We start from the raw sequence: 24,072 nt of genomic DNA, 5'->3' as shown, positions 1-24,072 counted from the left end.
GACACTGTGGCCCATGCAGACACGCGTCGACCTCAACGCCGACGCCGGGGAGAGCCTCGGGCGCTGGAAGCTCGGTCACGACACCGAGCTCATGGGCCACGTGACCTCGGTGAACGTCGCCTGCGGGTACCACGCCAGCGATCCGGTGACGATGCGCGACTCGGTGCGCACGGCCGTCGCCACGGACACCGCGATCGGCGCCCACCCCGGGCTGCCCGACCTCGTGGGCTTCGGGCGCCGGCGCATGGCGCTGCGCCCGGACGAGGCCGCCCAGCTCGTGCTCTACCAGACCGGTGCGCTGCAGGCGACGGCTCGCGCCGAGGGCGCGGAGGTCGTGCACGTCAAGCCGCACGGCGCGCTGTACGGCATGGCGCTGACCGACCCCGAGATCACCACCGCGATCACGGAGGCGGTGCTGCGACTCGACCCGAACCTGATGATCTTCTGGCTGGCCGGGCCGACGGCGGACCTCGCCCGCTCGCTCGGCGCGACCGTGGCCCGGGAGGGCTTCGCCGACCTCGAGTACAACGACGAGGGGCACATCATCGTCGAGCCCGAGCCCAAGGCGAAGGACCCCGACGCCGTCGCCCAGCAGGCCGTCGACCTCCTCGAGGGGCACGTGACCTCGACGACGGGCAAGCACCTCGACGTCGAGGTGGACACGATCTGCCTGCACGGCGACCGTCCCAACGCCGTCGAGATCGTCGAGGCCCTCCGTCGGCGCTTCGACTCCCTGGGCGTCGAGCGCGTGCCGGCGACTCAGCTGCTGCGGGGCTGAGGCCGCAGCGCCTCGAGGACGGCGTCGAGCTCGTCGACGTCGCGCCCGGGCGGCAGGACGATCGCCGGGCGCTCGGCGCCGGCGGCGTACCAGCGCTCGAGCATGGCCCGGGCGCGCTCCGGGTCGCCGGTGAGGGTGAGCTCGTCGAGGAGGACCTCCGCGCTCTCGGGGACCACGGTGGTGCGCCCGGTGGGATTGGACGCGACGACCTCCTCGACCGCGTCGCCGAAGCCGAGCCGTCGCAGGGTCCGCGGGTACAGGGGTCCCATCGCCGTGAGGTAGAAGCCCACCCACCAGGAGGCCGCCTCCCGCGCGGTCGCCGGATCGTCGGACACCGCCGTCGGGATGCCCGGGCAGGCGGTGGGGAGATCGGCGCGTCCGGCGTCCCGGGCCGCGGCGCGGAGGTCGTCGCGGACCTGCGCGAAGGCGGACACGGGGAGGAAGAACGGGTCCCAGCCGTCGGCCAGCTCCCCGGCGAGCCGGACCGACCGCGGTCCGAGCGCGGCGAGGTGGATCGCCACCCCGGGGCGGGGTGGGACGCCGAGACGCATGCCCTTCTGTCCCGTGGTCGCTCGGAGCCGCTCTCCCGCGAGGAGGCCGCGGACCTGCTGCGTCGCCGCCGCGAGGTGGGCGATCGGGTCGTCGAACGGGACGTCGTGCAGGCCCTCGGCGAGCGCGGGGCTGCCCGCGCCGAGGCCCAGGGTGAACCGGCCGTCGCTCGCGGCGTCCAGGCTCGCGGCCATCATGGCCAGGGTGGCGGCGCTCCGGCCCCAGATGTTGACCACCGACGTCCCGAGGCGCAGGCGTGCCGTCCGGCCCGCGATCTCGGCGAGCACGACGCCCGCGTCCCAGCCCCACCCCTCGGCCACGGTGAACGCGTCGTAGCCCAGCTGCTCGGCCCTCTCCGCGAGGTGGATGACCACCTCGCGCCGGGTCTCCATCGGCGTCAGTGCGACCCCGAGCCCGCGCGTCGCGCTCACGACTGCGCCAGGAACGACACGACGAGGGGGTCGACGAGGTCGGGGCGGGTCAGCGGGGCCATGTGGCCTCCCTCGGCGAGGGTGCGGAAGCACCAGTCGGGCCGCGCCTCGCGGAGGACCTCGACGAGTTCCCGGATGGGGCGGCGCGTGGCCGGATCGTGGACGACGAGCGTCGGGACCTCGCGCGGCAGGTCGTCGAGCACCAGGTCCGGGTCGGCGACCGCGTCCCACTCGTGCTGGTTCGGGACGAGTGCGGCGACGAACGCGGCACGGCGCTTGTCGGGCATCGCCTCCCACGTGCCGTCGCCCAGCCAGTAGTCGGCGAACCGTTCGGCGACGACGTCCCACTCGCCCGTCCGGCCGTGACGCCGGACGTGGTCCCGCAGGGCGCAGGCCTCGGCGAACGCCTCCGTGCGCCCGGCGCGCGCGAGCAGCGAGAAGGGGTTGGGTTCCAGGAGGACGAGCGCGCGGACGCGGTCGCCGAGCTCGAGCGTGGCCTGCATCGCCACGGCGCCGCCGAAGGAGTGGCCGACGAGGGACACGGGCTCGTCGATCCCGTCGATCGCGGCGTGGACCAGCGCGGCCTGGTCGGTCAGTCGCTGCGGGCGGTCCCCGGACCACGGCGGGGTCTCGCCGTAACCGAGCAGGTTGATCGCGAGGACACGGTGACGGTCCCGGAGGTCGGCGATCAACGCCTTCCACTGCCGGTTCCCGCTCACCGAGCTGTGCAGCAGGACGACGGGCGGGCCGGTACCGACGTCGATGACGTCGACCGGGGTCCCCATGCCCGTCGACGCTAACGTGATCCAGGTCACCCGGGAACGACCGGCGCGTAGGCGTCCGATCACGCCGGGCAGCGACCGCGAACGGGGACTTTGCGCGCGTAGAAGCAGCGAACAGCGCGTTCGCTGCTCACCGCCCGCCGAGCAGCGCGTTCGGTGCTAGCCGCCGGCCAACCACGTCTCCAGCGTCGTGATGTCGTAGGTGCCGTCGACGACCGCCGGCTCGTCGAGCAGGCGGCGGTGCAGGCCGATGGTGGTCGGCAGGCCCTCGACGCGGTACTCGGCGAGGGCGCGGCGCCCGCGGGCCAGGGCCTGCTCGCGCGTCAGCGCCCAGACCGCGAGCTTCGCGACCAGCGAGTCGTAGAACGGCGGGACGACGTCACCGGCCATGAGCGCCGTGTCGACGCGGACGCCGGGACCGCCCGGCAGCTCGAGACCGGTCACCTCGCCGGGCGAGGGCAGGAAGTCCTGGTCGGGGTCCTCGGCGTTGACGCGGAACTCGATGGCCGCGCCCCGGCGGACGATGTCGTCCTGGGCCACCGACAGCGGCTCCCCGCCCGCGATGCGCAGCTGCTCGGCGACGAGGTCGAGCCCGGTGATCCACTCGGTGATCGGGTGCTCGACCTGGATGCGCGTGTTCATCTCGATGAAGAAGAACTCCTCGCCTTCGACGAGGAACTCCACCGTGCCCGCGCCGACGTAGCCGACCTGGGCCGACAACCGCACGGCCGCGTCGCACAACGCCGACCGCAGCTCGGAGGAGAGCCCCGGCGCCGGCGCCTCCTCCAGGATCTTCTGCCGACGGCGCTGCAGCGAGCACTCCCGCTCGAAGCAGTGCACGACGCCGCCGTGGGTGTCGGCGAGCACCTGCACCTCGACGTGCTTCGGCCCCTGCAGCGCGCGCTCGAGGTACACGGCACCGGAACCGAACGCCGACGACGCCTCGCGCTGGGCCTCGACCACCACGGTCCGCAGCTCGTCGGCCGACGCGGCCGGCCGGATACCCCGTCCCCCGCCGCCGGCCGAGGCCTTGACGAGCACCGGGTAGCCGACCTCCTCGGCCGCGGCGACGGCGTCGTCGGCCGAGGAGACCTCGTCGCTGCCCGGCACCACGGGCACGTCCGCCGAGCGCGCGACCGCCCGCGCCGCCGCCTTGTCCCCCATCGTCGCGATCACCGACGACGGCGGACCGACGAACGTCAGCCCCGCCTCCTCGACGGCCGCGGCGAACGACGGCCGCTCGGAGAGGAAGCCGTAGCCGGGGTGGACCGCGTCGACCCCGGCCGAGCGCGCCGCCTCGAGCACGGCGTCGGCGTTGAGGTAGCTCTTCGACGCCGACGACTTGCCGATGTGCACCGCGTCGTCGGCGTGCCGGACGTGCGCGGCGGACGCGTCGGCGTCGGAGTACACGGCGACCGACCGGATGCCCAGCTCCCGGCAGGCCCGCACGACCCGCAGCGCGATCTCACCGCGGTTGGCGACCAGGACGCTCCGCAGGCTCACGTCTCCAGCTCGACGAGGTCCTGGCCGATGGTCACCTCGTCCTCGTTCTCGACGAGGAACTTCGACACGGTCCCGGCGGCGTCGGCCTTCACCTCGTGGAAGGTCTTCATGACCTCGACGAGACCCACCGTGTCGCCCTCGGCGACGGACGCCCCCTCCGTGACGTAGGGGTCCGCGTCCGGCGAGGGCCGGTGGTAGAAGACGCCGGGCGTGCGGGACGTGATGGTGTGGCTGCCCACGGACGTGCCTCCTGGGGGATCGGTCAGGCGAGCGCGGAACGGATGCGGTCGAGCGCGCCGAGGCGGTCCTTGCGGACCTGCAGCGCGCCGTCGAGGTCGACGGGCACGAAGCGCGTCCTGTCGCCGGTCTTGGTCTGGGCCAGCCGGTCGCGGTCGACGGACACGACGGTGCCGAGCGTCGCGTAGCCGCCCCCGGTGACCGCGTCCTGCAGCAGCACGATCGGCTCGACGCCGCCGGGCACCTGCACCGAGCCGACCGGGTAGCCGCAGTCGGTGACGTTGGCGGGGTCGCTCCCGGCCCCGAACGGCTGCTCGCGGGGCACGAACTCCAGCTCGGCACCCCGGAAGCGGTAGCCGACCCGGTTGGCGTCCGGGGTCACCTTCCACTCGGTGTCGGTGAACCGCGCGAGGCTGTCCTCGGTGAGCCGGTAGCTGTGCAGGCCGACGAGCAGGTGCACCTCCGCGGTCGACGGGTGCACCGGCACGTCGGAGGCGTCCACGCGCCGGCCCGCACGGGGATCCCGCGCGTCGGAGCCGATCGCCAGCTCGTCGCCGGCCCTCAGCGCGCGTCCCTCGAAGCCGCCGATCCCGACGAGCGTGTAGGTCGAGCGGCTGCCGTAGTAGAGCGGCACGTCGATGCCGCCGGCGACGGCGATGTAGGGCCGTGCCCCGCCACGGAGCTGGCCGAACGACAGCACCGAGCCGGCCGTCACCGCCACGGACTCCCACAGCGGGATCTCGGTGCTGTCCACGAACGCCGGGATGTCCGCCCCGGTCACCGCGATGACGGTGTCGGCGGTGAACTCCAGCGTCGGGCCGAGGTAGACCGCTTCCAGCCCCGCGGCGCCGGGCTCGTTGCCGACCAGGGCGTTGCCGACGTGGTAGGCGAACGAGTCGAGCGCGCCCGAGGGCGGGAAGCCGATGCTGTAGTAGCCGAGCCGCCCGGTGTCCTGGACGGTGGTCTCGAGGCCGGGGTCGCGCACGATGATGCTCACCCGTACAGCACCTCCTTCATCGCGGCGTTGGTGCCGTCCGGGTCCGCGAGGAACCGGCTCGGCGAGAACTCGAGCTCCTTGTACGAGTACCGCCACGTCCCGGCGTCGACCTGCGCGCGGACGTCGTCGTACTCCTCGCGGTCGACGCGCCGGTAGTTGATGACGTCGCCGTGCTTGAAGAACACCACCGAGTCGTTCTCCGCGAAGTCCGGCAGCCGCTGCTCCCCGTCGAAGATCGGCGCGGGCGCCGAGCCGAAGAGCTGGTAGCCGCCCGCGCCCTTCACCGGGTAGATCACCGCGAACGCGCCGCCGAACCCGAACGCCCGCTCCGGGGTCTCGGTGCGCGGGCGGACGTACTTGGGCACCTCGACCTGCCGCTCACGCGGCACCAGCTGGAAGCACCACGGCAACCCGGGGACGAAGCCCATCATCGTCACCAGGTACGGCGACGCGGCGAGCGCGTCGATGAAGTCCTCGGTCGAGCTGTAGCCGTTGATCCGGGCCCCGTAGTCGAGGTCGGTGCCGTTCGGGTCCTGGTGGCGGTCGCGGAACTTCATGAGGACCTCGTGGGTCCACGGGTCGTTCAGCATGATCGGGACGTCGATGATCCGGGACGCCACGGTGAGGTCGTCGGAGAGCTCGCCGACCTCGCCCTCGATGCGCTGCAGCTCGCGGACGAGGTCACGCGGGTGCAGCCGGTCCGGGTCGACGCGGACCATGTACGACGCGTTCGACGGCGCGATCTCCTCGACGCCCGGGATCGCCTCCTCGGCCAGCCGCCGGGTGATCGCCAGCGACCGGAAGTGCACCGGCAGGCTCATCGCCGCGGAGAGCTCGACGTAGACGAACTCGTCGCCGCCGTGGTCGTAGCGTGTCTCCGTCTCGGGCGTCCCCGATGGTCCGGCTCCGCTTCGCTCCGCGTCAGGGGTGGCGGTCATGTGGTCACCTTGGCGGCCCCGTCGAGGGCGCGCCAGACCCGCTGCGGGGTCAGCGGCATGTCGAGGTGCGTGACGCCGCGGGCGGCGAGCGCGTCGATCGCCGCGTTCACCACGGCGGGCGACGAGCCGATCGACCCGGACTCCCCGATCCCCTTGGCCCCCAGCGGGTTGGTGGGTGACAGGGTCACGGTCTGGTCCAGCTCGAACGAGGGCAGGTCGCTCGCGGCGGGCACGGCGTAGTCGGCGAGCGTCGCGGCCGTCGGCTGGCCGTCCTCGTCGAACGTGGCGTGCTCGTAGAGCGCCTGCCCGATGCCCTGGGCGATCCCGCCGTGCAGCTGCCCGTCGACGATCTGCGGGTTGACGATCCGCCCGCAGTCGTCGACCGCGACGAAGCGCCGCACGGTGGTCATGCCGGTCTCGGTGTCGACCTCGACGACGCAGATGTGCGTGCCGAACGGCCAGGTGAAGTTCGGCGGGTCGAAGTGGTAGTCGGCGGTGAGGTTGGGCTCCATGCCGTCGGGAAGGTCGGCGGCCAGCGACGCCGCGCCTGCGACCTCCTGGATGGTGATCGACGGCCCGGAGGTGCCGGCCACGGAGAACGTGCCGTCGACGAACCGGAGGTCCGACTCGGCGGCCTCGAGCAGGTGCGCGGCGATCAGCCGGGCCTTGGCCACCACCTTCTCGGCCGCCCCGAACACGGCGGTGCCCCCGACGGCGAGGCTGCGCGACCCGTAGGTGTCGCGTCCGAACGGCGCGACCATCGTGTCGCCGTGGAACACCTCGACGTCGGCGGGATCGATGCCGAGGCTGTCGGCGGTGATCTGGGCCCAGGCCGTCTCGTGGCCCTGCCCGTGCGGGCTCGTGCCCGTGACGACCTCGGCGCGTCCGGCGGTGGTCATCCGCACCGTCGCCGCCTCCCAGCCGCCGCTCTGCAGCCGGACCCCGGCGGCGACCTTCGAGGGCGAGAGGCCGCCGGACTCGGTGAAGTTCCCGATCCCGATGCCGAGCTCGACGGTGTCGCCGGCCGCCCGGCGCTGCGCCTGCTCGGCGCGCAGACCCTCGTAGTCGACGAGCTCGAGGGCGCGACGCATGCAGGGCTCGTAGTCCCCGGAGTCGTACTGGACGCCCGAGGGCACCGTGCGGGGCTCGGAGAACGGCGGGTGGAGGTTGCGCAGGCGCAGCTCGGCCGGGTCCATCTCCAGGGCCCGGGCGAGGTCGTCGAGGATCCGCTCGTGGGCGTACGCCGCCTCGGAGCGCCCGGCGCCCCGGTAGGCGTCGGTGGGCGTGAGGTTGGTGAACACGCCCTGGCACGAGAAGTCGTAGGCCCCGAAGTCGTAGAGCCCGCAGTAGGTGAACGCCCCGAAGACGGCGATGCCCGGGGTCAGCAGCTGCAGGTAGGCGCCCATGTCCGCGACGAGGCGGATCCGCATGCCGAGAATCTTCCCGTCGCGCGTGGCGCCGACCGTCATGTACTGGACCTGCCCGCGCCCGTGGGTGGTCGCGACGTGGTGCTCCGAGCGGGTCTCGGTCCACTTGACCGGCCGCTTGAGCCGCCGCGCCAGGACCAGCGCCAGGGCCTCCTCGGCGTACACGTTGAGCTTCGCGCCGAAGCCGCCGCCGACGTCCGGGGCGACGACGCGCAGCTTGGTGTCGGAGATGCCGCAGATCGCGGCGAGGATGTCGCGCACGAAGTGCGGCACCTGCGTCGAGGTGTGGAGGGTGAACCCGCCGCCGACGGCGTCGGGCGTCACGACGACCGCGCGGGTCTCCATCGGCGAGGGGATCACGCGCTGCTGCACGTAACGGCCCTCGACGACCACGTCGGCCTCGGCGAACGCCGCGTCGACGTCCCCGACGGCGAGCGGCCAGGTGTAGCAGTGGTTCGTGCCGAGCTCCTCGTGCACGAGCGGGGCACCGGGCGCGAGCGCAGCCTCCAGGTCGACCGCGGCGGGCAGCTCGTCGTAGTCGACGACCACCAGCTCGGCGGCGTCCCGCGCCGTCGCCGCGTCGCCCGCGACGACGACCGCCACGGCGTCCCCGACGTGGTTGACCTCGGCGTGGGCCAGCGGCCGGTGGTCGGGCACGAGGATGTCCTCGGTGACCGGCCACCCGGTGGGGATGCCGGCCACGAAGTCGTCGGCGAGATCCTTGCCGGTGAGGACGGCGACGACGCCCGGGTGCTCCCGCGCCGCACTCGTGTCGACGGCGGTGATGCGGGCGTGCGCGACGGGGCTGCGCACCAGGGCGAGGTGCACCGCGCCGAGCGGGGCGATGTCGTCGGTCCAGGTGCCGCGGCCGGTGAGCAGTGCCGCGTCCTCGCGACGCGGGAGGCTCTGGCCGACGTGCGGGGTGCGCTGGGCGGGCGGGGCGGTGTCGGTCACGGGCGGTGCTCCCGTCGACGGGCGGTGGTGGAGTGATCCACCGTGGCCCGCCCGATGCGTCCTGGGAAGTCCCCAGCGTCCGATCACCGATCAAGGGGCCGACTGAGGACAGCGCACCCTCAGTCCGCGAGGCCCGTCCGGGTAGTACGCAACGTGATGTGCGTCACAGGATTGCCCGTCTGTCGCGGGTGTCGTCTCCGTCGCCCCAGGTCGGCATGTGCCGCACGGGGCATTCGCCTGATCAGGGCAGCCTTCGCTGCGTGGCGACGGCCCCCGGGGGAACGCCACCATCATGGTCATGACTTCGACCCAGGACATGCCCACGGTCCAGGCCTGTTCGGTGACCGCCTGTTCCTACAACGACAGCAAGACCTGCCACGCCGGCGCGATCACCATCGCCGGCGACACCGCCAAGTGCGGCACGTTCGTCGAGATCTCCTTCCGCGGCGGCCTGGACCGCAACGGCGTCGTGGGCGCCTGCCACCGCTCGGAGTGCAAGTTCAACGACAAGCTCGAGTGCACCGCGCCGTCGGTCGAGATCGGCCAGGGCTCGGACGTCGCCGACTGCCTGACCTACGAGGCCCGGTAGAGCTCCTCCAGCGGCGCGGCCGACCCGCCCGCGGGCTCGAGGACGAGTCCCCGCACGGGGTCGGCGCGCAGCGTGCCGTCCGCCATCGCCAGGGCGGCCACGCAGTCACCGTCGTCGACCAGCACCGCAGCACCCCGCGCGGCCACCGTCGCGAGCGCGCCGAGCACGGCACGCCTCCCCGCGGCGTCGAGGCCGTCGGTGATGTGGTCGACGAGCACGATCGCGGCCCCGTCGGCGCCGCCGGCGTCCTCGAGACGCCGGCGGCGCGTCGCGACGCCCTCGGACGCGCCCGCGCTGACGCGGTGCACCGTCGCCGGCTGCCCCGTCTCCTCGCGCGCGGACGAGTCGTCGAGCATGTCCATGAGCCGGCGGCGCACGATCTGCTCGCCGAGCAGCACGGTCACCTCACCCGTGGGCAAACGCAACGTCACGGCAGCCTCCTCGCCTCGTGAGGGCAGGCTAACCTCGCTCCGCGCCCGGAGTCGAGAGGCGATCACCTCATGAGCGCAACGTCCGGAACGCCCCGGTCACGAAGGGCACGAGCACCGGGTCGGTGCCCACCCGCTCCGCGAGGAGGGCCCGGGCTCGTCGCTGCACGTCACGACGCTCGGCGGCGGGCAGCGTGAGCACGCTCGAGTACGTCCCGAGCATCGCGGCCACGTCCGGCGCCGCCATCCACGCCGAGCGCCGGAAGACCCGCGATTCGCCCGTGCCGAACGGTGCCCCGGCCGGCATCTCCAGGGAGAGCCCGGAGCGGATGAGCGACGCCGACCCCTGCGCCTCGGCCCGCCCGATCCGGCGCAGGTCCGCGACCCAGTCGGTGTCGGGGTCGGAGTAGCTCCACATCAGGCCGAGCACGCCCCCGGGCCGCAGCACCCGCGCGATCTCGGTCGCGGCCCGCTCAGCGTCGAACCAGTGCCACGCCGACGCCGCCAGGACGACGTCCACCGACCCGTCGGGCAGCGGGATGTCCTCGGCGGTGCCGGCCAGGGCCCGCACCCCGGGGCTGCGTGCGGTGAGCACGGCCCGCATGGCGTCGTCGGGCTCGACCGCGACGACGTCGTGCACGCCCTCGGCGGCGAGCGCGCGGGTCACCAGCCCCGTGCCCGCGGCGAGGTCGAGCACCCGGCTCTGCGGGCTCGGCACCAGCCACCGCAGGGCCTCGGCGGCCGGCGCGGGCCGCAGCCGGTCGTAGTCGTCCGCGGCGGCGCCGAACGAGCGGGCCCGCTCGCTCGTCACAGCCAGCCGCGCTTGCGGAAGACGAGGAACAGCGTCAGCGAGCCGAGCACCATCAGCCCCAGCGCGAAGGGGTAGCCGAGGGTCCAGGCGAGCTCGGGCATGTGCTCGAAGTTCATGCCGTAGATCGCGCCGATGAGCGAGGGGGTGAACAGGATCGCCGCCCAGGAGGAGATCTTCTTGACCTCCTCGCCCTGCGCCAGGCTGGTCTCGGAGAGCCTGCGCATCTCCTCGTTCTGGCGCTGCCCGACGAGCGCGGCGTTGACCTGCAGGATGTTGCCGAGCAGCTGGCGGAAGTTGTCGGCGGACTCCGAGGTCTGCGCGATGTGGTCGGCGACGTCGCGCAGGCCGCGGTGCAGGCCGATGCGCGCGTGGTCGTCGGCGGTCTCGGAGAGGAGCCCGTCGAGGACCTCGCGCAGCGGGTCCACGGCCCGCTGGAGCTCGATGACCTCGCGGGAGAGCTGGTAGATACGCCGCGAGACGCTCGGGTCGCCGCCGAAGACCTGCGTCTCGATCTGGTCGATGTCGTTGCGCAGGCCCCGCACGACGGGGCGGTAGTCGTCGACGATCCGGTCGAGCACCGCGTAGAGCACCGCCCGCGGGCCGAGCGCGAGCAGCCCCGGATCGCCCTCGAGGCGGGCGCGCACCGAGGACAGGTCGGGGGTCTCGGCGTGGCGCACGGTGACGACGAAGTCCTGCCCGAGGAACACGTGGATCTCGCCGACCTGCACGTCCTCGTCCTCGTCGACGTACCAGGCGGGGCGGAGCACGACGAACTCGACGTCGTCGTAGCGCTCGAGCTTGGGCCGCTGGTGGGCGTTCACCGCGTCCTCGACGGCCAGCTCCGGCAGCGCGAGCTCATGCGCCAGCTTGTCGAGCTCCGCCTTGTCGGGGCGCAGCAGGCCGATCCAGGCGAAGCCGTCGTCGTCGGGCGTGCCGTCGCGCTCGCGGAGGGCGGCGAGGGTGCCGTCGAGCGAGTCGGGTTCCCTGTCGCGGGCACCACCCACGTACACCGCGTTGTCGACCACCGTCATCGCGACAGTCTCGCCTGCGACGTCGATCAGTGCGCGAGCGCGACACCCGCGGCGACGAGACCGACCGCGTTCGTGCCCAGGTGCAGCCCGATGGGGGCGAGCACCGAGCCCGTCCGGTGGCGCAGCCACCCGAGCGCGAGCCCGCCGACGACGGTCACGGCGAGCACGGTGAGCGCCGAGGTCCACTGCAGCGTCGGCGGCAGCGGGACGGCGGACGGGCCCATCGCGACGGTGAGGTGCCAGAGGCCGAACGCGACGGCGGTGACGCTGAGGGCCACCCGGGCCGACAGCGAGCGCACCGAGTGCCCCTGCAGCACACCGCGGAACGCGAGCTCCTCGGCGAGCACGGTGCCGAGCGGGATGAGGACGAGACCGCGCAGCAGCAGGGCGCCCGGGGAGGCGCCGGCGAGCTGCGGGTTCTCCAGCAGCTCGGGGGCGGCGACGAGGACGGCGCCGTAGCCGAGCACCGCGACGGCGATCGCGGCGCCGCCCCAGCGCAGCCCGGCGCCCCAGGTGCCGCGTCCGATCCCGAGGTCGGCCCACGTCAGGCCGAGCAGCCGGGCCACGGTGACCATGGCCGCGACGCCGCCGAGGTTGAACAGCGCCTTGAGCACGGCGTCGGCGGGGAGCGCGGGGAGCACGACGTTGCTCCACGCCAGCAGGAGGACCGCGACGACGGCCGGTGGGGCCAGCCGTCGCCAGTGGGAGGGGGTGTCCTCCTCGTCGCTCGTGTCGCCCCGGTCGGGGCACGCCTCGGCGGCCGTGTGCTGGGGAGCGGTCACATCCCCAGCATGCCTGCCACCCTTTCCGTGTCCGCAGGGGTCCACCCGTCGGGGGTACCCAGGGCGAGCCATCCGTCGAGCATCACGCCGCGGTACTGGTGACCATGGCCGTCGGGGACCCCGAGCGAGTTGGTCAGATCGATGGTGACCTGCCAGAACGTCACCACGGGGTACCAGTCCATCGCGGGCGAGACGTCGCGACCCCTGGGCTCGGCCAGCCACGCGGGACGTCCCCAGAGCAGCGACGGGGACCACCACACCACCGGGTCCGAGGCGTGCTGCAGGTAGACGATCCGTGGCGCATCCCACGGGCCGGGCGGGCGCGCGAGGTCCTCCGGCGTCGCCCCGAACCGCACCTCGCGGCCCCCGTCGACGACCGGGAGGACCTCCGGCGTGCCCGGGTCCCGGCGCGCGGTCAGGGCGGAGTGCAGCCGGTTGGAGTTCGGCGGGCCCACCCAGAGCACCCCGTCGGCCTGGGCCCGGGCGTCGTCGACACCGGAGAAGGCGGCCTCGGAGCCCTGGGAGCCGAGGCTCTCGCCGAACGCGAACAGCCGTGGCCGCCGGTCGGGCGGCATCTGCTCGACGCGCGCGTGCACGGCGTCGAACAGGGCGCGGCCCTCGGCCTCGGCGCGCGTGCGGTCGACGACGAACGACAGCCAGCTCGGGAGGTACGAGTACTGGGTGGCGACGATCGCGGTGTCCCCGCCCCAGATCATCTCGAGGGAGTCGGCTGTCGGGGTGTCGATCCAGCCGGTGCCCGTGGTGGTGACGACGGCGAGCACCGACCGGTCGAACGCCCCGGTGCGCTCGAGCTCGGCGACGGCCAGGGCGGCGCGCTCCGACGGCCCGGGCGCGGCGAGCAGGCCGACGTAGGCGCGGATCGGCGCCACCGAGGCGCGCCCGACGCGGCGGCGAGCTCGGAGGGCGGGCGTCCGCCCGCGACGAAGGCCTGGCCCTCGCGGCCGATCGTGTCCCAGCGCACCAGCGAGGCGGGCGAGCCGGAGCGCAGCGGCGAGGTCGGGGCGGTGAGCCCGGGATAGGGCGTGTCGTTCGTGGCGCGGAAGACGGAGTCGGCCACGCGCAGCCCGCCGCGCAGGACCACCGAGTCGAGCACCGCGACGACGAGGAGCAGCACGAGCACGGTGCCGGCGACGGCCGCGACCCGTCGCGGCATGTGGACGCGCCGGCGCAGCAGCTCCGCGACCCGTCCCGCGAGCCAGCGCACCCCGCGACCGAAGCCGACGAGCACGCCCGCCACGACCACCGCGATCGGCCCGGCGCGCAGCCAGCCGTCGGTGGTCGGCTGCTCGAGGCCCATGAGCCCGGCGATCTGGCGCTGCCAGCCCGCGCCGGCGAGGAGCAGGCCGAGCAGGGCGAGCGCCGCGGTCACCACGAGCACCAGCCACGCCCCGGGCGTGAACCACACGGGGGTCGCGCGGTCCAGGCGGTCGGTGAGGTGTGTCCAGCGCGCCATGCGACGCAGGAGCCAGGCGAGGGCGACGCCGATCGCGTAGCCCAGCGCGGCGGAGATGCCGGTGGCGAGGCCCTGGAACATGTAGTCGCGGGGGATCAGTGACGGCGTCAGCGAGATGAGCCCGAAGGCGGCGCCCAGCACGAAGCCCGCGGGGTGGGCGCGCGGGATGTAGCGCACCCACGCGGCGAGGCGCGGGGAGAGCAGCGGCGAGTCGGTGCCGAACTGGTGGCGCTCGCCGTCGCGGTGCCAGAGGTGGTGATGATCGAGCTCGTCGGCGAACTCCTCGAGGAACTCGACGTCGAGCTCGTCGTCGGAGCTCCTGGGGGAGTCGCGGGTCGAGTCAGGGGGCGGGACAGGCGGGGGCCCGGTGGGCGTCGCGCCCGCCGGCCGCGTCTCCCGGTCCGCCACGGCCCCCACTCTTCCCTCGCGCGCAAGGCGGTACACGGCACGTGACCCACCCCATGTGAGCGATGTTCACGGCTATAGCCGTGAACATCGCTCACGGCAGCAGGGACTCCAGGTGGCGGCCGGCGGCGAGCAGGGCGTCCTCGCGGTCGGGGTGGCCGATCAGCTGCAGACCCAGGGGCAGGCCGTCGGCGTCGCGCAGCCCGGGCACGGCGAGGGCGGGCAGGCCCATCGCGTGCCAGGACCTGCTGAGCACCGGGTCTCCGGTGGCGTCCAGGCCGGGCGGGGCGACGCCGAGGGCACCGGGTGCCAGGACCGCGTCGGCGTCGGCGAGACGCGCCAGCACCGCCTCGCGGGTGGCCGCGGAGCGCTCGCGGGCCGCGGTCAGCTCGCCGTCCGGGACCGCGTGCCCCTCGGCCACCAGGGCGGCGAGGTTCTCGCCGAGGCCAGGGATCTCGGGCACGGTGGTCGCGGCCTCGGCGGCCATGACGGTCCGGTGGTCGGCGGTGGCCGCGCGGAGGTCGACGTCGAGGTCGGCGACGGTGGCACCGTGCGCGCGCAGCCGTTCGATCGCCGTGGCGAGGGCCTCGCGCATCGCCGGGGAGACGTCGGCGACCGCCGTGCCGTCCCAGACCAGCAGGCGCAGCGACCCGGTCGTCTCCGCGGCGGCGTCCCGCTCGTCGATCGCGGCCCGCGCGACGGCGAGGTCGGCGACGGTCGCGGCGAACAGCCCGAGGGTGTCGAGCCCGGGCGCCAGCGGCGCGACCCCGTCGTGCGGCAGGACCCCGCGGGCGACCGCGAGCCCGGCGACGCCGCAGTACGAGGCCGGGCGCACCACCGATCCCGCGGTCTGGGTGCCGACGGCCAGCGGCACCATGCCCGCGGCCACCGCGGCCGCGGACCCGCTCGACGACCCGCCGGGCGTGCGCGTGGGGTCGTGCGGATTGCGCGTGGGACCGGGATCGAAGTAGGCGAACTCCGTGGTCACGGTCTTGCCGACGACCACCGCCCCGGCGGCGCGCAGCAGCCGCACGATCCCGGCGTCCGCCGCGGCAGGCGGCGCGTCGACCAGCGCACGCGAACCGCAGCGCGTCGGCACGCCCGCGACGTCGACGATGTCCTTGATGCCCACCGGGACGCCGGCGAGCGGACCGTCACCCGCCGGCTCGGAGGGCACCGGGGTGACCCACGCGCGCACGTGCTCGTCGACCTCGGCGATGCGTTCGCGGGCCGCGACGGCGGCCTCCGGGTGTCGAGCGTCGTCGATCCGCCACGGGGCCACGAGGTCCATGGCGCCAGTCTGCCCACCCCGGTTCGGCCGCCGCGCTACGACGCGGAGCTGTCCGGGATGTCGATGATCTTCGTCTCGCCCGGGGGCGGCGGGATGTCGGCCGGGTTGGCCGGCGCGTACTGGCGCTGCGCCGCGGCCTGCTGCGTTCCGCTGCCGTCGCTCGACGACGAGGAGCCCTGGCTGCCGGAGGCGTCCGAGCTGTCCGTCGACCCGGTGTCGCACGAGGCGCTCTGCGCGCTGTCCTGACCGTGCGATCCGCCGAGCCCGAGGTCGCCGAGCAGGCCGCCGACGAGGTCGTCGCCGGAGGCGCCGCAGTCGGCCGGGTCCTGGGACCCGGAGTGCCCCGAGTCGCCGTCCTCGTGCCCGTTGCCGTGTCCGTTGCCGTGCCCGTCACCGCCGTGGCCGGGAGACGCCAGCGCCAGCCCCGCCCCCGCACCGGTGAGGGTGAGGGCGGCCGTCGTGGCCACCACTCCCCGCCCGACGAGGCGGACCACGTCAGCGGGGCGTTCGTCCTGGATGCGGTGAGCGCTCATCCGAGTTCCTCCTCCAGCGTGACCACGATGCGCCGAAGGGCGTATCGAAGTCTCGGTCACGCTCCGCGTAGGTCTCGATCCGGTCACAAGCCTCGATGGAGTGCCCCTCCGATACGGGCGCCAATCATCCCGCCCGCCGCCGCTGGGTGTCGCGGAGCGGGCCGCGGCGCCCCTACCCTGCGGCGATGGCCGCCCCCACGCGTGCGAGGTACGTCGAGGTCCACCCCCGCAACCCGCAGCGCCGGGCGGTGACCGCCACCGTCGACCTCCTCCGGGAGGGCGGGCTGATCGCCTATCCCACCGACTCGTGCTTCGCGCTCGGGTGCGCGCTCGGCAACCGCGAGGGGCTCGAGCGCATCCGCACGATCCGCCACCTCGACGAGCGCCACCACTTCACGCTGGTGTGCCGCGACTTCGCCCAGCTCGGCCAGTTCGTCCGCGTCTCCACCCCGGTGTTCCGTTCGGTGAAGGCCGCGACGCCCGGCTGCTACACGTTCATCCTGCCGGCGACCAAGGAGGTGCCGAAGCGGCTGCTGCACCCCCGCAAGCGCACGGTCGGGGTCCGCATCCCCGAGCACCCGGTGGCGGAAGCGCTGCTGGCCGAGCTCGGCGAGCCGTTGCTCTCCTCCACCCTGCTCCTGCCCGACACCGAGCAGCCGCTGACCTCCGGCGCCGAGATCCACGAGCGGCTCGGCAACCAGCTCGACGCCGTCATCGACTCCGGCGAGTGCGGCACCGAGCCGACGACGGTCATCGACCTCTCCGGCGACGAGCCCGAGCTGGTGCGGCAGGGCGCGGGGCACGGCTTCCAGTGGTGAGGTGACGAGGCCCGGTCAGGCTCCCGTGCCGGCGCCGTCCGGCCCGGGCTCCCACCGCCGCGGCAGCCGGTCGAGCGCCGCGCGCAGGGCGAGGTAGGCGTCCTCGAACTCGGTCACGGCCAGGTGCGCGCAGGCGGTCCGCACCGCCGCGGCGACCTCGTCGAGCCCGGCTCGGCGCCCGTCGCCGTTCTGCGCCGACTCGTGGGCCTGCAGCGACGCCCGCAACATGCGGTCGACCCGCCCGTCGCGCAGCGCGGCCGAGGGGGCCGCGAGGTCGGCGAGCGCACCCAGGGCGGCCCGCACCGCCTCGCCCAGCTCCGGGGCCCGCGTGGTCCCGCCGCCGCCCGTCCGGGGGGACGTCTCGGCGCTCACCACGCCGTTCCCGCCGTGACGTGTCTGCCGATCGCCGGATGGGTCGCGGTGAGGAGGACCCGGCGGTCGAGGGCGACGAGACGGAAGGGGCGCAGCACCGTCCGATGGCCGGCGACGACGACCAACCGGACGTCGTACTCGTCGGCGGTCTGCTGCGCGGACGCGACGACGTCGAGCCCGGAGGCGCCGAAGAACGTGACCCCGGAGAGGTCGCACACGACCAGCGGGCGCGGGTCCTCGTCGGCGGGGCCGTCATGGGCGGGGTCGACGCCGTGGTCCCGCTCGGTCGCGACCGCGGCGAGGGCGTCCTGGACGACGTCGCCGAACCGGGGGGCGGTCAGCATGTCGACCTCACCGATGAGGCGCACGAGCACGAGCCCGCGCCGTGGCTGCGTCGGGGCGATCGTCAGGCCCCCGAGCGGCTCGTCGGGAGGACGAGGATCCGGTGCGGCCGAGTCGTCGCACCGATGGTCATGAGGCATGCGCACGAGCGCCACCCCTTCCACGAGGAACGAGTACCGCCTCGCCTCGTGGGGGTGAAGCTGCGGGTCGGCACCCCACTCTGCCCCGGCCCGACAGGGCCTGTCCACTCGATCGGTCGGTGTCCGGGGGCTGCTCAGAGGGTGAGCAGACCCCGGACGACGGTGGCGAGCCCGCCCATCAGGGCCAGCACGACGACCGCGCGGCGCGCCGTGACGGGGTCGAGGCGCCGGTGGACGACGTCGCCCAGGACGACCCCCACGGCCAGCGCCACGAGACCGGTGCCCCAGACCGCGGGGGCGAGGCGGGGGACGCCCTTGCCCAGGAGCGCGAGCAGGTTGATGACGAGCAGGACGAGCTGCGCGGTCGGCACGAAGACGTCGGTGCTCCACCGCCGCGCGAGCGCGAACGCCGAGATCATCGGCCCGCCCACGCCCGCCGCGGCGTTGACGAACCCGGCGACGGCGCCGGCCCCGACGGCCCCGGGCGTGCCGTTCATCCACCCGCCGAGGCGCGGGACGAGCGAGACCACCACGGCGCCGATGGCGAGCAGACCGACCACGACCAGCAGGGGCCCCTCGGGCAGCACACCGACCACCCACGCGCCGAGCGGGACCGTGACGAGGGCGCCGGCGAGGAGCAGCCCGGCGGACCGGAGGTCGGTCCCGCGCCAGGTCCGGGCGAGCACGACGGCGCACAGGAGCACCTGCAGGGCGTTGCCGAACGACACGCCGTCGCGCGGGCCCAGGATCGCGACGAGGAACGGCGCCCCGACCAGGGCGAGACCGAGGCCGGTGGCCCGCTGGGTGAGCGCGCCGAGGAGGACCGGGCCCAGGACGAGCACCGCCGTCACCGTCACGCTCACGAGCGCGACGGGGACGGCGGCGTCATGCGGTCATCATGACCGCCGGGATCAGACCGTCACTGCGGGATGATGTCGAAGTTCACGGTGTCGCCCTGGACGGCGGTCACCCGCACGAGCAGCGTCGACGTGGTGCCCGCGTCGGTGCCGGTGCACGTGATGGTCGCGCCGACCTCGCCCTCCAGCGACGAGGGGCAGTCCACCTGGCTCGCGTCCACGCCGTACTGCTGGGCGATCTGCTGCTCGACCTGGTCGGCGGTGACCGTCGGCGACCCGAAGACCATCGCGAGGGCGAAGAGCGCCACCAGGATCGCGACGAACACCCCGACCACGATCCCGATGATCTTGCCGGCCGAGCTCTTGCGCACGGGCGGTGGCGGAGGGTAACCGCCGTATCCCGGAACGGGAGGTGGGCCGCCGTAGGGCATCCCGGACGGACCCTGCGGCATCGAGGGGTACGGGAAGCCGGCGGGGGGCGGCGGTGCCTGCTGCGACATGGGGACTCCTCGGGGGACGGGGGCTGCGCGGGAACCGGCGGGGCCGGATCGGCGCGGAGCGGGGGCCGGCCGACGCGAGGAGCATAGAACACGGAGAGCGACGAGAAAGACTTCTGACTACTCCATCAGAGTCATCTCAGCGTTTCGCCAGAGACACGCGGTCGCCCGACCCCACCCGCGGTCCTCATCGGGCGCACAGGCTGCGCCCAGGGAGCCCGCCCACCCTGGTCGGTAGGCGCCCGGAGCACCGGCGCCGACCACCGGCGAAGAGGGCCCGTCCATGACCGCCGCGTTCACCGTCCCGCCCGGCACCGTCGCGCCCGACACCGTCGCGGCCGACACCACCTCCCCCGGCGCCGACGTCCTCGTCGGGCACGCGACCCACCGCGGTCCCCGGCAGCACCAGGCCGACGCCGTCGCCTCGCACCGCACGCCGTGGGGTCGTCTCGCCGTCGCGGTCGCGGACGGGGTCGGGGACTCCGAGGACGCCGGGTTCGCCGCACGCCTCGTGGCCGACCACGCGGTCCGCGTCGCCGCCCTCGAGGGCCGCCCCGACACCGCGCTGCTCGCCGCCCACGACCTGCTGGAGGCCACGCAGGACCTCGTCCCCGGCGACGCCGCCGCGGTGGTGGCCCTCGCCCCCGGGCCGGCCGAGCCCCGGTGGCGCCTGGCGTGGGTGGGCGACTGCCGCGCGCTGGCCTGGGACGGGCGCGCCCTGCGCACGCTGACCAGCGACCACACGTTCGCCGCGCGCATGCGAGCCCTGGGGCTGACGCCGCACCCGCACCTGGAGCACGTCATCACCACGAGCGCGCGCACCGTGGGGCCCCAGGACGTCGGGATCGCGGTGGTGGACGGCCCGGGGACCCTGCTGCTCGTCAGCGACGGCGTCCACCGCGCGGTGTCGGCGTCCTCGATGGCCGCGGTCCTCGCCGCGGGCGGCAGCGCCGGCGAGCGCTCGGCGCGCATCGTGCGGCTCGCCGAGGGCGCGGGGCTCACGGACAACGCGACGGCGCTGGTCGTCGACGGCTGAGGGTCCCGCGTCAGCCCGGGCGCGGCAGGGTCAGCCGGAGGCGAGCGCCGACCTCGGAGTCGACGACGCGCAGGTCCCCGCCGTGCGCCCGGGCCAGGGCGCGCGCGATGGGCAGGCCGAGCCCGGCGCCGCCGGCGTCGCGGGTGCGCGCGTCGTCGAGGCGGACCAGGCGGTCGAAGACGCGCTCGCGGTCCGACGGCGGGATCCCCGGGCCCTCGTCGGCCACGTCGAGCACCGCGTCCGCGCCCTCGACGGTCACCGCGATCCGCACGGTGCCCTCGGCCGGTCCGTGGCGCCGGGCGTTCTCCAGGAGGTTGGCGAGGATCTGCGTGACCCGTCCCGGGTCGGCGTCGACGGTCGTGGGCGGGCCGTCGACCTCGACGGCGAGGCCGGGGGCGAGCAGCGCGATCCGTTCGGCCTGGGCGGCGGCCAGCTCGGTGAGGTCCACGGGCCTGCGGTCGAGCGGGGTGCCGTCCTCGATGCGCGCGAGCTCGAGCATGTCGTTGACCAGCGCCCCCGCCCGCCGCGTCTCGCGCACGAGCGTGGTGGCGAGGCGCTCGCGGCGCTCGAGGTCGCCGTCGGGGTGGCGCACGAGCGACTCGGCGAGGGTCTGGACGCCGGCGATCGGCGTCCGCAGCTCGTGGGCGGCGTCCGAGAGGAACCGCCGGGTGCGCACCTCGGAGCGCCGGGCCTCCCCGGCCGCGTCCTCGGCGCGCGTCTGGGCGGACTCGAGCTCGTCGAGCATCGCGTCGAAGGCGGCGGCCGTGCGGCCCAGCTCGGTGTCGGTGCGCTCGGGACGCAGCCGCCGGCCCCGGTCGCCGGCCGCGATGTCGCGCGCCAGCACCGTCATGTCGTCGAGCGGGCGCAGCGCGACGCGCACCCCGACGAACAGGGCGACGGCCACGACGCCGAGCCCGAGTCCGCCGACGCCGATCATGATCACGCGCAGGCGCCGGAGGACGCCGTCGTTCTCCCCCGGCTCCACGGCCAGCACCAGCCGCGAGCCGTCGGGCAGGGCGACCGTGCGGACGTCGTCCCGGCCGGCGCGCGAGGGACGTGGGCCGTCCGGCGCCCCCGGGACGTCCGGCCCGCCCGGCGCGACCGGCACCGGCCCGTCCGGCGCACCGGGCCCGCCCGGCCGGCCGCGGCCCCGGGGACCGTCGTCCTCCGACCCCGCGACCCGGCGTCCCGCGGCGTCGAGCAGGACCGCACGGATGCCCTGCCCGTCGACGGACTCGACCAGCGACGGGCCGGTCGACCCCGCCGCGACGAGCAGGCCGGCACGGGCGGCGCGGTCGTCGAGGCGGCTCTGCTGGTCGCGGCGCAGCTGGGCGTCGAGCGAGAGGTCGACGGCGACCCCGATGACCACCAGCGCCAGGGCCACCACCAGCAGGACGAGCGCGGTGACGCGGAAGCGCAGCGAGCGCGTCGCCGACCAGCCCTCGGGCAGGGACAGCCGGGCCCAGGCGCGGCTCACGCGCTCTCCCCCGCCACCGGGCGCAGGGCGTAGCCCAGGCCCCGCACGGTGTGGACGACGCGCGGGCCGTGGGCCTCGAGCTTGCGGCGCAGGGCGCTCACGTGGACCTCGACGAGGTTGGGGTCGTAGGCGTCGTAGCCCCAGACCTGGGTGAGGATCTGGTTCTTCGTGACGGTGCGTCCGCGCTGCTCGACGAGGTAGCGCAGCAGGCGCAGCTCGGTGGCGGTGAGCTCGAGGACGGCGCCACCGCGGGTCGCGGTGCCCGCCTCGTCGTCGACGACGAGGTCCCCGACCGTCATGGCCGTCGGCACCCGCCCCCGCCGGCGCAGCACGGCGCGCACCCGTGAGACCAGCTCGGCGAGCAGGAACGGCTTGACGACGTAGTCGTCGGCGCCGCCGTCGAGGCCGTGCAGGCGGTCGGCGAGCGCGTCGCGGGCGGTGAGCAGCACCAGTCCCGCGTCGCTGCGCTCGCGCACCACGCCGAGGAGACGGAAGCCGTCCCGGCCGGGCAGCATGACGTCGAGGACGACGAGATCGGGGCGGAACCCGTCGAGCAGCTCCTCGAGACCCTCGCCGTCGCCGCGCCCGAGCGCGCGGAAGCCCGCGTCCTCGAGCGCCTCGACGACCGACTCGCGGATCGCCGTCTCGTCCTCGACGACGAGCACGCGCGCTGCCGTGCCCCAGGTGCCACCCACACCCGGATCCTGGCCCCCCGCTGCTGAACGGGACCTGAAGACCCGCCCGCACGCCCGTGACTTCAGGCCCGGTTCAGCCCCGCTGCCCATCGTCGGGGTTCCCCGAGCACGAGTGGAGACGACCGATGAGCGACCTGGACCCGCAGTCCGGCACCCCCGACGGCGACCCGCCGACCCGACCGACCGACCGGTCCGCGAGTCCGAGCGGTCCGCCCACACGATGGCAACGGACCACCCGCCCGTCCGGCTGGACCCGCCGCACCGCGATCGTCGTGGCCGGCGTCGTCGGGCTGCTGCTCGGCGTGCTGCTGACCGGCGGCGTGCTGGCCGCGACCGTGGGCGGCGGCCACGGCGACGGACCGCGGGACCGGGGTCCGGGCACGAGCGCCGAGGGGCGCGGCGGGCCGGGCGGTCCCGGGCACCGGGTCGACCGCCGGGTCCCGACGGCGGCCCCCGTGGCGAGCGCGGCGGTGCCGCCGGCGCCTCCGGGCCGATCGTCGTCCAGGTCCAGCCGGGGGCCACGGTGCAGGTGGCGCCGGGCGCGACGGTCCAGACCGTGCCGGGCGCCCAGGCCCAGCCGGGGCAGCCGGCCCAGCCCGCCCAGCCCGCCCAGCCCGCCCCGGGGCAGCCGGGTCAGCCCGCGCAGCCGGGTCAGCCCGCGCAGCCGGGTCAGCCCGCGCCCGTACCGGGCTGATCGTCCTCTCGAGCGGCGGCGTGGCGGCGGTCACAGCGGTGAGTCGGATCGCTGTCCTCCGCCGCGTCGCCGTGTGAGGATCAGTTCATGTCCGACTCGGGGGTGGTCCTGGTGCGCCGTGCGCACGTCGACCTCCTCCGTGTCACCTCGGCCGGGTGTCGTCTGCCCCGCCGCTGACCGTCCACGTCTCGTCCGGTCGCGGGTCCGTCCCCGACCGGGTCGCCACGTGCCCGGTGCACGGGTGCGCGGGCTCGTCCCCGCCCATCACCGAGGATCCCTGTGCGCGCGTTCCTGCTCTTCGCCCTGGCCGGCCTGATCGCCCAGCTCGTCGACGGCTCCCTGGGCATGGCCTACGGCGTCACGTCGACGTCGGTGCTGCTGGCGGCGGGCACCGCTCCCGCCATCGCCTCCGCCTCCGTCCACCTCGCCGAGGTGGGCACCACCCTCGCCTCCGGCGCCTCCCACTGGCGCTTCGGCAACGTCGACTGGCGGGTGGTCGGCATCCTCGCGGTCCCCGGCGCCGTCGGCGCGGTGCTCGGCGCCTACGTCCTGGTCAACATGACCGAGGACGCCGAGCCGTACATGGCCGGCATCCTGCTCCTGCTCGGCCTCTACGTGCTGCTGCGCTTCAGCTCTCGCGCGGTCGCGAAGCGCGTCGTCTCCGGGCCGCGGCCCGGCGGCAAGTTCCTCGGCCCGCTCGGCCTGGTCGCGGGCTTCCTCGACGCCTCGGGCGGCGGGGGCTGGGGCCCGGTGGCGACGTCCAGCCTGCTCGCGTCGGGCCGTCTCGAGCCCCGCAAGGTCGTCGGCTCGGTGGACACCTCGGAGTTCGTCGTCGCCCTCGCGGCCAGCATCGGCTTCCTGTTCACGCTGTCGCAGGAGGGCATCGACTACACGGTCGTCCTCGCCCTCATGGTCGGCGGCGTGATCGCGGCGCCGTTCGCGGCCTACATCGTCCGGCTGCTCCCCGCCCGCGTGCTGGGCACCGGGGCCGGCGGACTGATCATCATCACCAACGCCCGCACGTTGCTGAACAGCGTCGACGTGGCCACGGGCCTCGTGACGACCGTGCTGATCGTGCTGGCGGCGCTCTGGGTCGTGGCGATCGTGGTCGCCGTGCGCAGCGCCCGTCGCGAGCGCGCGCTCAACGAGTCCGCCGTGGTCGAGGAGGACAGCGCCCCGGCCGTCTGAGGGCTCCACGGGAGGG

Annotated in this window: 26 protein-coding genes; 5 read left to right on the top strand and 21 right to left on the bottom strand. The window is 74.8% G+C overall.

The genetic code is table 11. The features are described from left to right. Positions 1-13: 13 nt before the first annotated feature. Positions 14-778 carry a LamB/YcsF family protein gene (locus ACQPYN_RS02920; RefSeq protein WP_274197508.1) on the top strand — a complete coding sequence of 255 codons (765 nt, stop codon included), beginning with the start codon at positions 14-16 and terminating at the stop codon, positions 776-778. Here the strand turns inward: ACQPYN_RS02920 and ACQPYN_RS02915 are convergent. From ACQPYN_RS02915 to ACQPYN_RS02885, 7 genes are all read right to left on the bottom strand, one after another. Continuing rightward, positions 760-1,758, bottom strand: a complete 999-nt coding sequence (locus ACQPYN_RS02915; protein ID WP_433033208.1) for an LLM class flavin-dependent oxidoreductase — start codon at positions 1,756-1,758, stop codon at positions 760-762. The two genes, ACQPYN_RS02920 and ACQPYN_RS02915, sit on opposite strands and share 19 nt — an antisense overlap. After that, a complete protein-coding gene (locus ACQPYN_RS02910) occupies positions 1,755-2,543 on the bottom strand; it encodes an alpha/beta fold hydrolase (protein WP_433033205.1) in 789 nt (262 codons plus the stop codon). Before ACQPYN_RS02910 ends, ACQPYN_RS02915 begins: the two co-directional genes overlap by 4 nt. Before the next feature lie 156 nt (positions 2,544-2,699). Further along, complete coding sequence (locus tag ACQPYN_RS02905; protein WP_433033202.1) at positions 2,700-4,043, bottom strand: acetyl-CoA carboxylase biotin carboxylase subunit; 1,344 nt, start codon at positions 4,041-4,043, stop codon at positions 2,700-2,702. After that, a complete protein-coding gene (locus tag ACQPYN_RS02900; RefSeq protein ID WP_274188474.1) occupies positions 4,040-4,282 on the bottom strand; it encodes an acetyl-CoA carboxylase in 243 nt (80 codons plus the stop codon). Before ACQPYN_RS02900 ends, ACQPYN_RS02905 begins: the two co-directional genes overlap by 4 nt. A gap of 23 nt (positions 4,283-4,305) precedes the next feature. Beyond that, positions 4,306-5,277, bottom strand: coding sequence for a biotin-dependent carboxyltransferase family protein (locus tag ACQPYN_RS02895; RefSeq protein ID WP_433033198.1), 972 nt, complete (start codon positions 5,275-5,277; stop codon positions 4,306-4,308). Further along, positions 5,274-6,215, bottom strand: a complete 942-nt coding sequence (locus ACQPYN_RS02890) for a 5-oxoprolinase subunit B family protein (protein WP_433033195.1) — start codon at positions 6,213-6,215, stop codon at positions 5,274-5,276. Before ACQPYN_RS02890 ends, ACQPYN_RS02895 begins: the two co-directional genes overlap by 4 nt. After that, on the bottom strand, positions 6,212-8,596 hold the full coding sequence (locus tag ACQPYN_RS02885; RefSeq protein ID WP_433033192.1) for a xanthine dehydrogenase family protein molybdopterin-binding subunit: 2,385 nt from the start codon (positions 8,594-8,596) through the stop codon (positions 6,212-6,214). Before ACQPYN_RS02885 ends, ACQPYN_RS02890 begins: the two co-directional genes overlap by 4 nt. Before the next feature lie 298 nt (positions 8,597-8,894). Between ACQPYN_RS02885 and ACQPYN_RS02880 the strand changes: the two genes are divergently transcribed. After that, positions 8,895-9,185: a DUF1540 domain-containing protein gene (locus tag ACQPYN_RS02880; protein WP_274197515.1), complete on the top strand. Its 291-nt coding sequence runs from the start codon at positions 8,895-8,897 to the stop codon at positions 9,183-9,185. Here ACQPYN_RS02880 and ACQPYN_RS02875 read toward each other — a convergent pair. The 8 genes from ACQPYN_RS02875 to ACQPYN_RS02840 all read right to left on the bottom strand — a co-directional run bounded on the left by ACQPYN_RS02875 (position 9,170) and on the right by ACQPYN_RS02840 (position 15,940). Next, the gene (locus ACQPYN_RS02875; RefSeq protein WP_433033189.1) at positions 9,170-9,616 is read right to left on the bottom strand and encodes a hypothetical protein; all 447 of its coding nucleotides are present in this window, start codon (positions 9,614-9,616) and stop codon (positions 9,170-9,172) included. The genes ACQPYN_RS02880 and ACQPYN_RS02875 overlap by 16 nt on opposite strands. Positions 9,617-9,683: 67 nt before the next feature. After that, complete coding sequence (locus ACQPYN_RS02870) at positions 9,684-10,424, bottom strand: methyltransferase domain-containing protein (RefSeq protein ID WP_433033186.1); 741 nt, start codon at positions 10,422-10,424, stop codon at positions 9,684-9,686. Further along, a complete protein-coding gene (locus ACQPYN_RS02865) occupies positions 10,421-11,455 on the bottom strand; it encodes a magnesium and cobalt transport protein CorA (RefSeq protein WP_433033183.1) in 1,035 nt (344 codons plus the stop codon). Before ACQPYN_RS02865 ends, ACQPYN_RS02870 begins: the two co-directional genes overlap by 4 nt. 26 nt (positions 11,456-11,481) lie before the next feature. Continuing rightward, positions 11,482-12,237, bottom strand: a complete 756-nt coding sequence (locus ACQPYN_RS02860) for a lysostaphin resistance A-like protein (RefSeq protein WP_433033180.1) — start codon at positions 12,235-12,237, stop codon at positions 11,482-11,484. Next, positions 12,234-13,064 carry an alpha/beta-hydrolase family protein gene (locus ACQPYN_RS02855; protein WP_433038687.1) on the bottom strand — a complete coding sequence of 277 codons (831 nt, stop codon included), beginning with the start codon at positions 13,062-13,064 and terminating at the stop codon, positions 12,234-12,236. The genes ACQPYN_RS02860 and ACQPYN_RS02855 overlap by 4 nt, the downstream gene beginning before the upstream one ends. Then, positions 12,950-14,119: an alpha/beta-hydrolase N-terminal domain-containing protein gene (locus tag ACQPYN_RS02850; RefSeq protein ID WP_433033177.1), complete on the bottom strand. Its 1,170-nt coding sequence runs from the start codon at positions 14,117-14,119 to the stop codon at positions 12,950-12,952. The genes ACQPYN_RS02855 and ACQPYN_RS02850 overlap by 115 nt, the downstream gene beginning before the upstream one ends. A gap of 91 nt (positions 14,120-14,210) precedes the next feature. After that, complete coding sequence (locus tag ACQPYN_RS02845) at positions 14,211-15,407, bottom strand: amidase (protein WP_433033174.1); 1,197 nt, start codon at positions 15,405-15,407, stop codon at positions 14,211-14,213. A gap of 35 nt (positions 15,408-15,442) precedes the next feature. Then, positions 15,443-15,940 (bottom strand): hypothetical protein, encoded by a 498-nt coding sequence (locus ACQPYN_RS02840; RefSeq protein WP_433033172.1) that lies wholly within the window; start codon positions 15,938-15,940, stop codon positions 15,443-15,445. Between the two features lie 185 nt (positions 15,941-16,125). On the opposite strand from ACQPYN_RS02840, the gene ACQPYN_RS02835 reads away from it, so the two are divergent. Continuing rightward, positions 16,126-16,758, top strand: coding sequence for an L-threonylcarbamoyladenylate synthase (locus ACQPYN_RS02835; RefSeq protein WP_433033168.1), 633 nt, complete (start codon positions 16,126-16,128; stop codon positions 16,756-16,758). Between the two features lie 15 nt (positions 16,759-16,773). Here the strand turns inward: ACQPYN_RS02835 and ACQPYN_RS02830 are convergent, their stop codons facing one another. The 4 genes from ACQPYN_RS02830 to ACQPYN_RS02815 form a co-directional block, all read right to left on the bottom strand. Further along, the gene (locus ACQPYN_RS02830) at positions 16,774-17,130 is read right to left on the bottom strand and encodes a hypothetical protein (protein WP_433033165.1); all 357 of its coding nucleotides are present in this window, start codon (positions 17,128-17,130) and stop codon (positions 16,774-16,776) included. After that, a complete protein-coding gene (locus tag ACQPYN_RS02825; protein ID WP_433038685.1) occupies positions 17,127-17,612 on the bottom strand; it encodes an STAS domain-containing protein in 486 nt (161 codons plus the stop codon). The genes ACQPYN_RS02830 and ACQPYN_RS02825 overlap by 4 nt, the downstream gene beginning before the upstream one ends. A 134-nt stretch (positions 17,613-17,746) precedes the next feature. Beyond that, positions 17,747-18,475, bottom strand: a complete 729-nt coding sequence (locus ACQPYN_RS02820; RefSeq protein ID WP_433033162.1) for a TSUP family transporter — start codon at positions 18,473-18,475, stop codon at positions 17,747-17,749. Positions 18,476-18,531: 56 nt separating this feature from the next. Continuing rightward, positions 18,532-18,840, bottom strand: coding sequence for a DUF4333 domain-containing protein (locus tag ACQPYN_RS02815; protein ID WP_433033159.1), 309 nt, complete (start codon positions 18,838-18,840; stop codon positions 18,532-18,534). Between the two features lie 409 nt (positions 18,841-19,249). Between ACQPYN_RS02815 and ACQPYN_RS02810 the strand changes: the two genes are divergently transcribed. Continuing rightward, a complete protein-coding gene (locus ACQPYN_RS02810; RefSeq protein WP_433033156.1) occupies positions 19,250-20,002 on the top strand; it encodes a PP2C family protein-serine/threonine phosphatase in 753 nt (250 codons plus the stop codon). A 10-nt stretch (positions 20,003-20,012) separates the two neighbouring features. Here ACQPYN_RS02810 and ACQPYN_RS02805 read toward each other — a convergent pair whose 3' ends face one another. Next, complete coding sequence (locus ACQPYN_RS02805; RefSeq protein WP_433033153.1) at positions 20,013-21,479, bottom strand: sensor histidine kinase; 1,467 nt, start codon at positions 21,477-21,479, stop codon at positions 20,013-20,015. Beyond that, entirely contained in the window at positions 21,476-22,174 is a 699-nt protein-coding gene (locus ACQPYN_RS02800; RefSeq protein ID WP_328302873.1) for a response regulator transcription factor, read from the bottom strand. Before ACQPYN_RS02800 ends, ACQPYN_RS02805 begins: the two co-directional genes overlap by 4 nt. A gap of 973 nt (positions 22,175-23,147) precedes the next feature. On the opposite strand from ACQPYN_RS02800, the gene ACQPYN_RS02795 reads away from it, so the two are divergent. Then, a complete protein-coding gene (locus ACQPYN_RS02795; protein WP_433033150.1) occupies positions 23,148-24,056 on the top strand; it encodes a sulfite exporter TauE/SafE family protein in 909 nt (302 codons plus the stop codon). The last annotated feature ends 16 nt before the right edge of the window (positions 24,057-24,072 follow it).

This window comes from Actinomycetospora sp. CA-053990, from assembly GCF_050948445.1.
GTDB lineage: Bacteria > Actinomycetota > Actinomycetes > Mycobacteriales > Pseudonocardiaceae > Actinomycetospora > Actinomycetospora callitridis.
Note: the sequence above shows the minus strand (reverse complement) of the source record. Positions and strands in the feature narration are given on the sequence as shown.